General features: G+C 62.5%; 12 protein-coding genes. 2 read left to right on the forward strand and 10 right to left on the reverse strand.

All coding sequences use genetic code 11. The features are described 5' to 3' along the window. Nucleotides 1–2 precede the first annotated feature (2 nt). Entirely contained in the window at nucleotides 3–353 is a 351-nt protein-coding gene (locus tag ABJF10_RS10075) for a zinc ribbon domain-containing protein (protein ID WP_348544430.1), read from the reverse strand. A gap of 142 nt (nucleotides 354–495) precedes the next feature. Between ABJF10_RS10075 and ABJF10_RS10080 the strand changes: the two genes are divergently transcribed. After that, nucleotides 496–1,089: a L,D-transpeptidase family protein gene (locus tag ABJF10_RS10080; RefSeq protein WP_348544431.1), complete on the forward strand. Its 594-nt coding sequence runs from the start codon at nucleotides 496–498 to the stop codon at nucleotides 1,087–1,089. A 5-nt stretch (nucleotides 1,090–1,094) separates the two neighbouring features. Continuing rightward, entirely contained in the window at nucleotides 1,095–1,424 is a 330-nt protein-coding gene (locus ABJF10_RS10085; protein ID WP_348544432.1) for a rhodanese-like domain-containing protein, read from the forward strand. A gap of 92 nt (nucleotides 1,425–1,516) precedes the next feature. On the opposite strand, the gene ABJF10_RS10090 is transcribed toward ABJF10_RS10085, so the two are convergent. From ABJF10_RS10090 to ABJF10_RS10130, 9 genes are all read right to left on the reverse strand, one after another. Further along, entirely contained in the window at nucleotides 1,517–2,614 is a 1,098-nt protein-coding gene (locus ABJF10_RS10090) for a serine hydrolase domain-containing protein (RefSeq protein WP_348544433.1), read from the reverse strand. 22 nt (nucleotides 2,615–2,636) lie between these two features. Beyond that, a complete protein-coding gene (locus tag ABJF10_RS10095) occupies nucleotides 2,637–3,359 on the reverse strand; it encodes a prolipoprotein diacylglyceryl transferase family protein (RefSeq protein ID WP_348544434.1) in 723 nt (240 codons plus the stop codon). Continuing rightward, nucleotides 3,360–4,187 carry a hypothetical protein gene (locus ABJF10_RS10100; protein ID WP_348544435.1) on the reverse strand — a complete coding sequence of 276 codons (828 nt, stop codon included), beginning with the start codon at nucleotides 4,185–4,187 and terminating at the stop codon, nucleotides 3,360–3,362. A gap of 4 nt (nucleotides 4,188–4,191) precedes the next feature. Continuing rightward, complete coding sequence (locus ABJF10_RS10105; protein WP_348544436.1) at nucleotides 4,192–4,485, reverse strand: hypothetical protein; 294 nt, start codon at nucleotides 4,483–4,485, stop codon at nucleotides 4,192–4,194. Next, complete coding sequence (locus tag ABJF10_RS10110) at nucleotides 4,482–5,939, reverse strand: radical SAM protein (protein ID WP_348544437.1); 1,458 nt, start codon at nucleotides 5,937–5,939, stop codon at nucleotides 4,482–4,484. The genes ABJF10_RS10105 and ABJF10_RS10110 overlap by 4 nt, the downstream gene beginning before the upstream one ends. After that, a complete protein-coding gene (locus tag ABJF10_RS10115; RefSeq protein WP_348544438.1) occupies nucleotides 5,936–6,265 on the reverse strand; it encodes a hypothetical protein in 330 nt (109 codons plus the stop codon). The genes ABJF10_RS10110 and ABJF10_RS10115 overlap by 4 nt, the downstream gene beginning before the upstream one ends. Further along, nucleotides 6,265–6,468 (reverse strand): hypothetical protein, encoded by a 204-nt coding sequence (locus ABJF10_RS10120; RefSeq protein WP_348544439.1) that lies wholly within the window; start codon nucleotides 6,466–6,468, stop codon nucleotides 6,265–6,267. Before ABJF10_RS10120 ends, ABJF10_RS10115 begins: the two co-directional genes overlap by 1 nt. Nucleotides 6,469–7,203: 735 nt before the next feature. Continuing rightward, nucleotides 7,204–8,493 carry an argininosuccinate synthase gene (locus ABJF10_RS10125; protein ID WP_348544440.1) on the reverse strand — a complete coding sequence of 430 codons (1,290 nt, stop codon included), beginning with the start codon at nucleotides 8,491–8,493 and terminating at the stop codon, nucleotides 7,204–7,206. 57 nt (nucleotides 8,494–8,550) lie between these two features. Next, on the reverse strand, nucleotides 8,551–9,285 hold a 735-nt coding region (locus ABJF10_RS10130; RefSeq protein ID WP_348544441.1), incomplete at its 5' end, for a hypothetical protein.

A 9,285-nucleotide genomic window follows, 5' to 3' on the forward strand; every position in this document is an offset into this window, starting at 1 on the left:
GGTTAATCGTTCTTCTTTTTGGCCGATGCTTTCTTGGGTTCAGGGGCAGCGGGCTTCGTTTCCGTCTTTTTCGTCTCGGTCGTCTTCGCGTCTGCTGTTTTACTTTCACCACCACCGGATTCGCTTTTCGCGGATGCCTTGTAACCCTCACTGCGGTAGTCGGTAATGTAAAATCCCGAGCCCTTGAAAATCAACCCGGCGCCGGTGCCCATCTGGCGTTTGACCTTCCCTTTGCCCCAGGTCTTTTGGCGACACAGGTCCTTGGGACAGCTCTTGAGCACCGGGTCCTTCATGGACTGGTAGTAGTCAAAAGACTTTTTGCACTTCTCACACTGGTATTCGTAGGTCGGCATGCTGGGGCGGTTTCCGCTGGAAAAAAAGTCCGGCACCTATAGCAGAGCGGTTTCCGGGCCGCAATGGATTGTTCCCGCCCATTGCCCCTTGACGCTTCAGGGGGCACGCGATTTATTGGCGCGCCTTTAAACCCCTGTGCCGATGCTCCGTAACCTTGTTCTCTCACTTCTGACTGCCGCTTTCGCGATTGGCTGTGCCAATGACGCCCGGGTGCACCAGGACACCGCGTATCTCGGCGGCTTCAAACGCCAGAACCAGCAGCAGCGTGCGAATTTCGACAACGTCTCCTATTGGGATGGCGACAATGCGAGTGGCTCACCCTCGATCCGGATCAACCTCGGGGAACAACGGGCGTATTTTTATAAGGGCGGCGAACTGGTCGGAATCTCGGTCGTCTCGACGGGGCGCGAAGGCTTCGGCACGGGCGCCGGCAATTTTCACATCATCCAGAAGGACAAAGACCACGTGTCCTCACGCTTCGGCGACTACCTGAATGCCGATGGCAGCATCCTCAAGAAGGAAGTCGATCGCGATAAGGACCCGATGCCCAAGGGCGCGCGCTACGATGGGGCCAGGATGCCTTTCTTCATGCGCATCGTCGGCGGCACAGGCATGCACGAAGGCTTCCTGCCCGGCTACCCAGCCTCGCACGGTTGCATCCGCATGCCGGGCTTTATGGCCCAGAAGTTTTTCGAGAACGTGAGCGTCGGCACACCGGTCGCGGTCACCAATTGATCCCCGTGCCCGTTCCCGAAATCTCCGTCGCGGAAGCGCAGGCGCGACTTTCCGGACCCACTCCGCCCCGCCTCGTCGATGTGCGCGAGGCCGACGAATTTGCAACCGCGCATATTGCCGGCGCGGAGTTGTTGCCGCTCTCGCAGTGGCCCACCATCGCCGCGGAAAAGCTGACCGATCGCGCGCAACCCCTGCTCATCCAGTGCCATCACGGCGGCCGCTCGGCGCGCGCCGCGGAATATCTCCTGCGCAACGGCTATCTCGATGTAACGAACCTCGCCGGCGGCATCGATGCGTGGTCGGTGGAGATCGATACCTCCGTCCCGCGGTACTGAATTAAACCGCGGAGGCGCCGAGGTGCGGAGGAAACAGCGCTCCTTTCGGGAAAGAGGACTTTTTCTCTCTCCGCGCCTCGGCGTCTCGGCGGTTAATATTTTCCGAGCACGCGGCGGATGAGCGCCACGACGGCATCGTTGCACGCGTCGTCCGCCTCCGAATGGGCCGCATTGGTTGCGGCCACGAAGGTCGCGTCCCGGTCCGGCGCCACCCACATCACGGCGTAGAACATGGCATTGGAGCCGGTGTGCCAGAAAACCTCACCGCCCGCCCAGTCGCGATCCTGTACCAGCCAGCCGAGGGCATATTCCTGCCCCGGCGCGGTCTTGTGCAAATGATTGAAAGTCTCCTCTGTCAGGAGCCGAGGCTCGGCCCGGCTCCAGTCCGCGTGCCAATTCGCATAGCGTGCGAAATCGGCCAGTGAAGCATGCACGGTGGCGGCCGGCCCGATCGCGGGAGGATTATCCGCCATCGGCCCGGGCGGCACCGGGCGTAATTCGCCGATCTCGCCAAGATGCCCCCACGGCTGGTCCACCTTCCCAACCGTGGCGGGCGCGCCAAAGCCGGCCGACGTCATCCCCAGCGGCTCGAAAATTCGCTCCCGCATCAAGTCTTCCCAAGAGCTTCCCGACACCCGCTCGATCATCGCCCCGGCGATCGCGTAGCCCTCGTTGGAATAGATGAACTTTTTCCCGCGCGGCGCCTCGGGCGGCTGGCAGACTGTTCCGCGCAGGATCGCGAGCCGCTGCTCGGTCGGCGTCCCCTTTTGATCCAGCGCCTCGGCCCACAAATCCACCGGCGGGTGATCCGGCGCGCCGCTGCGATGGGTGAGCAACTGCTCGAGCGTCACATTGTGCCACTCGGGTCGCATCGCTCCCTGCAGATCGGGAAAGACTTCGCCGATCGTCGTGTGCCACCCCAGCTTGCCTTCGTCCACCATCATACCCGCGAGCGTGGCGGTCATCGATTTCGTGCACGAGCCGAGGTGCCATTGGTCGTCCGTCGTGACCGGATCTTCCGAACCCAGCTTGCGCACCCCGGTCGCCACGTTGACGACGAGTTTGCCATGCCGGATCGCCGCCACCGCCAGCGCCGGCAGGCCGCGCTCCTTGCGGATTTCCTCCAGCTTCGCGATGAGATCATCCGGCATATCTTCCGCAGCGTAGGGCACATTGACGAAAAATCCCACGATCAGGACAATGACGATGAGGCTACGAGAACGAAGAGACCGCCGACCCAACTTGCGAAACGCTTTGCGCATGTCGGCGGCGAACAAAGCCCACGATGCCCAATCCCGCAACCGCTAATGCAGCAATTTGATAACCGGAGAATTCACCCCTCACTCGTGGCGTGGCCCGGAGGAATTCATGCAGCATACGAAAAATCCCGTAGGCGATGAGATAGAGGTGAAAGTGCTGCCCGGGGAAGAGGTGCCGCCGGCGAAGGCCGATAAACACAAGGATCGCGGCGATATTGAAGCCGATCTCCACCGGCACCGCGGGCCAGCGCGCGATGCCGTGCCCATCACGGATCGTCCACCACGCCGGCGCACACCGCCGGCCCAGGCAGCAACCGTGCACGAGACAGCCCACGCGGCCCAGCGCAATGCCGAAGGGTGCGATCAACGCGAACCAATCGCCCGTCGCTTGTGTGTAACCGGTGAACTTTTTTGCCACTTCCACACCCACGTAGCCGCCCAACAACGCACCGAGGATCGTCTTGCCCGTGGCCCAGATGACCCAGCGCTGCGGGTCGTCCCAAAACATCCAGCCTTCCGCCGCGAGATAGACCAGCTTCGCGCCGACGAACGCACTAATCAGCGCGGCGAAGTAAATGATCAACAGCCGCTCATCGCGCCGCGCGAGCCGCGACCACCACAGCACGCTCACCAAAATCCCCGCGAGCATCAGCCAGCCGTACGCCGTGGATTTCATTTAGTGCATGTTCGAGAGGTTGATCGACGCGCAGCAGCCGAAGAAAAACGCGATGAACGCATTGAGCAACATCAGCAAAATCCCGCCCGCGATGGCGCCGCCCGTCTTACGCGTGAAAAGCGCGATCGAGGCGCCGAAGCAGCAAAAGACGCTCACGATACTGCAAATCCACAGCAGCGCGTTGCTCTCGTCTTTTCCCAGATTGGTCGACGAGGCCACGGCGATGGCCCCGAGGATGAGAGCCGACGGGATGAAACCGGTAACGAGCGCAATGGCCGGACTCCGCCGGGGAGACGGAACCGTACTGGCTGATCCTGAAAGCGTCGCGGCGGACTCGCCCAAGCACAACCGCGACACAACGAGGACGGCGACCGCCGTGACAAGCCCCGTAATCATGTGCAGCAGCGGCTGAAAAACAAACGAGCCAAAGAGAAAGGAGGCGACGATCAAGGCCGCGCTGACTCCGCCGGCGCGCGCCGGGCGGAATGGCTCTTCGGCAGTGGCCGGCGCCGCGCAGCAACTCGCTGCGAGCCCCACCAGGACGCCATAAATCACCGCCAACGCGTAGGAAATCGGGATCCGCAAATACACTCCAGCCGCACTCTGGTACGATGCCAGGAGCACCGGCCACAAAAGCAATCCCAAGATCGGCGGTGCGATGCCGAAAGCGATCGCCAGCCAGAATCGCTGGGGATGCCTGGCCAATCGCACTACGAGCGGCGACGGCGATTGCGTCCAGATCTGCGCGACCCAGTAGGCCACGCCGAACGATACCATCCACTCGCACAGAGCGTGGAAGAACAACTGAAGATAGTAGGAGGGATTCATGAGATCACTGGACGAGCAGCGCGGCGCAACCGAGGCCGGCGGACACGGCGAGATTGAGCAGAGCGAGCAGGATGCCGAAGATGATCGCCGCCGTCGTGTTGCGCTTGAAGAGCATGATCGACGACACCGCGCAGCAAATGACACTGACCACCGCGGCGGCAATGCAGAGCTGCGTCAATTGGGCCTTGGGGATCGTGAAACTGAAGAGCAGGAGCGCGAGCGCCGAAGGCACGAAGGCCATGATCACCGGCAGGGCCAGCGGCTTTTTGGGAGGCAGTGGGGGCGGCTCCAGATTCATCGCAGGGCGTAGTAGCGGCAGAAGGAATCGAGCTGCCCGTCAGGCCGGATCACATGCGTGCAGCAGCGGTCGATGCGGTCCTGGTCCCAGGTCCACGCATCCATGAAGGGCTTGATGAACAGGCGGAAGGTGTGCGTTTCATCGAGCTCGAATTGCTTCAGCAATTCGCCGAGCGGCTCACTCTCGCACCCGCATTGCAGCAGGTCCTCGAGCCGATAGCGGATCTTGTCGCGGAGAAATCCCTGCACCTGCGCGAAGTCGATGAACTCGCTGATCGAGCGTGTGGCGCCGTCGCCGGTTTTCAACAGGTAGCCGATGGTCGCGCAATTCGGATCGCCGCAAGGGAGCGGCGTGAAGTCGTCGTAACGCAGCCGGCCACCGGCTTGCTCGACAGCGGCGAGGATGATGTCGGCGGTGTTGAGATGCGTGGTTTCTGGTTTCTGGTTTGCCTCCACGGCACCTACGGGCGTCTCGCTTCGCTCGGCTCTGGTTTCTGGTTGTCCCCGCTGCGGAGAACCAGAAACTTTAAACTCGAAACCAGAAACCCGGCCGGAGCCAAAGGCCGGCTGAAAGGCCACGCCCCGCACATGAGGGAATTGCAGCCCGTATTCCACGGCTGCCCACAAATGCCCGAGGTTCTCCGGCGTGACGGTCATGGCCAGCGTGATGGGGATGTTCAGCGCGCCGCAGCGCTCGATGGCGCGGCGGCGCACATCGCGCAGGTCGGCGCCGCGCAAGTTCCGCTGGCCACTCTCCTGCGGACCATCGAACTGGAGGTAGAGCTGGAATTTGCCGTAGCAGAACGTCTTCCCCACCGCGTCGAGAAAAGCGTCGTCGGTCGCCAGGCGCACACCGTTGGTATTGAGCAGCACGTAGTCGATGCCGGGATTCGCGTGGCACCACGCGAGCAACTCGCAGAACTGCGGGTGCAGCGTCGGCTCGCCGCCGGAAAGCTGAAGAATCTCGATGCCGCCCTTGCGATCGATCACGCCTTGAATGCGCCGCTGCAAATCCCCGAGCGGCACGGCATCGACCGCCGAGCTCCGCGGCGAATCGGCAAAGCACGTTGGGCAAGCCAGATTGCAGGAGTTGACGATCTCGATCAGCGCCAGGCAGGTGCTGAGCTTTTCCGTTTTCGATTTTCCGTTCTCCAGCTCTGCCACGCCCGCCGCATTGCGCCCGAGCGTGCCGCGCACCGCTCCATCGCTCGCCGCACAGGCATTCCCGCCGCAGCACGCATTCTCCGGCTCGCCCTGTGCCAGCCAGTAAAACCGGGCATCCGACGCAATGCACGCCTCCGCCTCGCCATGCTCCACGCAACGCCGCCGCAGCATCACGCGCTGCTGCTTCGCATCGCCGACCTTCCACACTTCCGCCGGGCAGTCCGCATGGCAGATCGGACAACGCGACTGGGTGCGCTTAAGGAGGGTTTCGCTGAGCACGAGGACGTTCATTGCTTATGAAATAAAGTGCAACCGATCCGGCTGCCGACGGTGCCAATCGTAATGTTGACCACCGCCACCGCCACGCCCGCCGCCCCTCCCTTGAGGAAGCGTTCGGCCCAATCCGGGCAATGCCAGAACCACGAGACCCCGAGCGCCAGTGAAACCGCAAAGACCACGATCACATTCAAAATGACGAGAGTCAGTCCCGGGATTTCGGAGTTACCGAAGAGCGCGGGTCCCCACCGGTCGGCCTCGGCTTGCAACGCCATCATCTCCACGGCGGGCGTGAGCACCAGCAACCACTGCCAGACATTGCGCGGTTTGCCCCAGCTCATCACTTGAAATCCATGCGCCCGCCCATCGCCGAGCAGCCGGAGATGACGGAGACGACGCCGACCACGAGAATGATGAGCCCGAAGAGGAGCGTGAGCAAAATGCGACCGCCCGGGTTCGTCACGCAGCGGCGCGCGAGCAGGTAGCCGCAGGGGAGCGACGCCAGCGCGACCACCGCCGCCAGAATGCCGAAGAAGGTGTCCATTGCCGGAAAAGCCTGAGCCGAATCCCCTGTTTTGGCGAGCGCTCTTCCCGCCGTGCCACGCCACGTCGGTCAAAATGGACGGCGCGCCGGCCGCGGCGGAAAATTTTCGGCCTTGATTCGCCTTGTGCCGCCTTGACTGGCCTTGATTCCCTCTGTGGGAAGGAGGCTTGGTCTCCCTGATTTCGAGTAGGGGAGGCACTGCCCTCACCGACTGTTCCACAAGTCCGCCGGCACCGAGCACTCGCCGCACTCCTAGAGTCGGAACTAGTCGAAACCGGTCCAGGCTTCTCTGATAGAGGCGGGCCAGCGAGAGTCGGAACTGTCTCGCAGCCATCGCTGCGAGATGGAAGCCACGTGGAACAGGCGTTCCCCGAAATGCTTCTCTCAAGGCTTCCTGCCCCGAGGCTTGACCGCATAGGAATCGAATCAATTTCACGTTGTCTCGGCTGAATTTCCGCATCGGAACTGGAGGGAAGCGCGCCGTCGCTTCCTTGGCGGGCCGTTCCCCCGGCACCGACGGCGCGGTGCCCTCCAAGCGCCATCTCCTATTCGAAAATTGCCTTTTGGCAGGTTGTCCTCCCGCCCTTTCCCTTGTCACGACTCGCGGCCCCATTGCCGCCTGCGAAGGAGATAGCCCATTCTGGGCCGGAAATCAAATCCGTCCACGGCGTCACCAGCAACAGGCGCGAAAGGACCACTCTTTCGTGTATTTCGTGGACCTCTCTCCCTGCCCGCTTACTTCACCGCGTGGACGCGCGCCGCGACCTTCAAGCGCAACGCATTCAGGGCAATGAACCCCGTCGCGTCGTTTTGGTTGTAGGCCTTGGTCGGGTCGGCCTCCATCGTGGCGATGTCGGGGTTGTAAAGGCTGAGCGGCGATTTGCGGCCGGCGGTGATGATGTTGCCCTTGTAGAGCTTGAGCCGCACGGTGCCGGTGACGTTCTTTTGCGACTCGGTGATGAGCGCCTGCAAGGCCTCGCGCTCGGGCGCGAACCAGAAGCCGTTGTAAACCAAGGTGGCGTATTGCGGGATGAGCGAGTCGCGCAAGTGCATGACCTCGCGGTCCATGGTGAGCGATTCCACCTGCCGGTGCGCGAAGTGCAGGATCGCGCCGCCGGGCGTTTCATACACACCGCGCGATTTCATGCCGACAAAGCGGTTCTCCACGAGGTCCACGCGCCCGATGCCGTGCTTGCCGCCAAGCTTGTTGAGCACGCGCATGACCTGGAGCGGATTCAGCCGGGCGTGATTGTCGCTGTCGTATTTGACGTCGCTGATCTTCAGGTCCGAAAGCAGCCCGTCCAGCTCGTGGTAGCCAACGGCCACGCAGTTGCCCTTTTCAAAAACCAGCTCGACGTGTTCCGCCTTGTCGGGTGCTTCCTCGGGCGAAACGCTGAGCACATACATCTCGCGCGCTTTTTCCGCGCTGGCGTCGAACCACGGATCCTCGAGGATGCCGGCCTCGAAGCTGATGTGCAGGAGGTTGCGATCCATCGAGTAAGGCTTCTTCGCCGAGGCGAGCACGGGAATCTGGTTCTTCTCCGCGTAGGCGATCATCTCCGCGCGACCGGGGAACTGCTCGCGAAAGCGGTCCTGCCGCCACGGGGCGATGACTTCCAATTCCGGGGCCAGCGCCGCCGCCGTGAGCTCGAAGCGCACCTGGTCGTTGCCCTTCCCCGTGGCCCCGTGGGCGACGGCATCCGCTTTTTCCAGGCGCGCAATATCGACCATGCGCTTGGCAATCAAGGGACGCGCGATCGAAGTGCCGAGATAGTATTGCCCCTCGTAAATCGCCCCGGCCTGGAACATCGGGAAAATGAAGTCGCGGGCGAATTCCTCGCGCAGGTCGTCGATGTAGCACTTGCTCGCGCCGGTGCGCAGCGCCTTGTCCTCGAGGCCGTCGAGCTCCTCTTCCTGGCCGACATCCGCGCAAAAAGCGACGATCTCCGCGGAATAGGTTTCCTTCAGCCAGGTGAGCAGGACGGAGGTATCGAGACCACCGGAGTATGCGACGACGATTTTCATAAGGGGCGGTGTTGTAGCCCCGAAGTCGCCGCGAGGAAACTGGGAATTTCCGACTTCTCAGTCGTTCGCCTTCACCACCGCGAGTTCCGTGGCATATTCGCCGAAGAAATCCAGGGCCAGGGCGGCCGCGTCCTCGCCGGTCTTGTGCGCGGACACATCGATGGCCACGTCCTTTTTCGCGGCGAAGTGTTTCGTCACGGGAGCGTGCAGGATGGCCTCGGCACCTTTGCCATAGATGACGAGTTCGGCCGCGCCTTGCCCGTTCTTGACCACCCCGATGAGGAAGAGCTGCACGTCGCGGGCCTTGTCTCCATCGCCCACGGTGAAGGTGCGCAGTTTGGCCTTGTCGACAGCGGCGCCACTGTTCGCGAGGCTGATTTTGTGCATCCACAACTGCGCCACGGGTGTCGCCGTCTTGCCCGCATTGGCGAGGACATCCGCGCTGAACTGCTTGTCCGGAATGATGATCAGCCCCGCATCGCCGCCCTTGATCCCCACCGGCTTGCCGGCGTCGGGATCGACGTTGAATGGCTGCTCGCTCGACGCGGTCGACAGGGAAGCCAGCTTCTGCGCGATCTTCTGCGCTTCATCGGGGTCGATCGTCTCCTGCGCCATGGCGCCATGCGCCAGCGCGAAGGCGGCGAAAATGAAAGCGAGGGATTTGGTCGGGAGGGTGAGTGGGTGTTTCATGCCGGTCGTAACGCGAAAACCGCACCGCCGGTTACAAGCCTTGCAAATATCCGGCGCGTTGTAGCCGGGGACCAGGTTCAGGTCCGGATGGGTCAGGTCCAC

Source organism: Chthoniobacter sp. (assembly GCF_040003245.1).
Classification (GTDB): domain Bacteria; phylum Verrucomicrobiota; class Verrucomicrobiia; order Chthoniobacterales; family Chthoniobacteraceae; genus Chthoniobacter.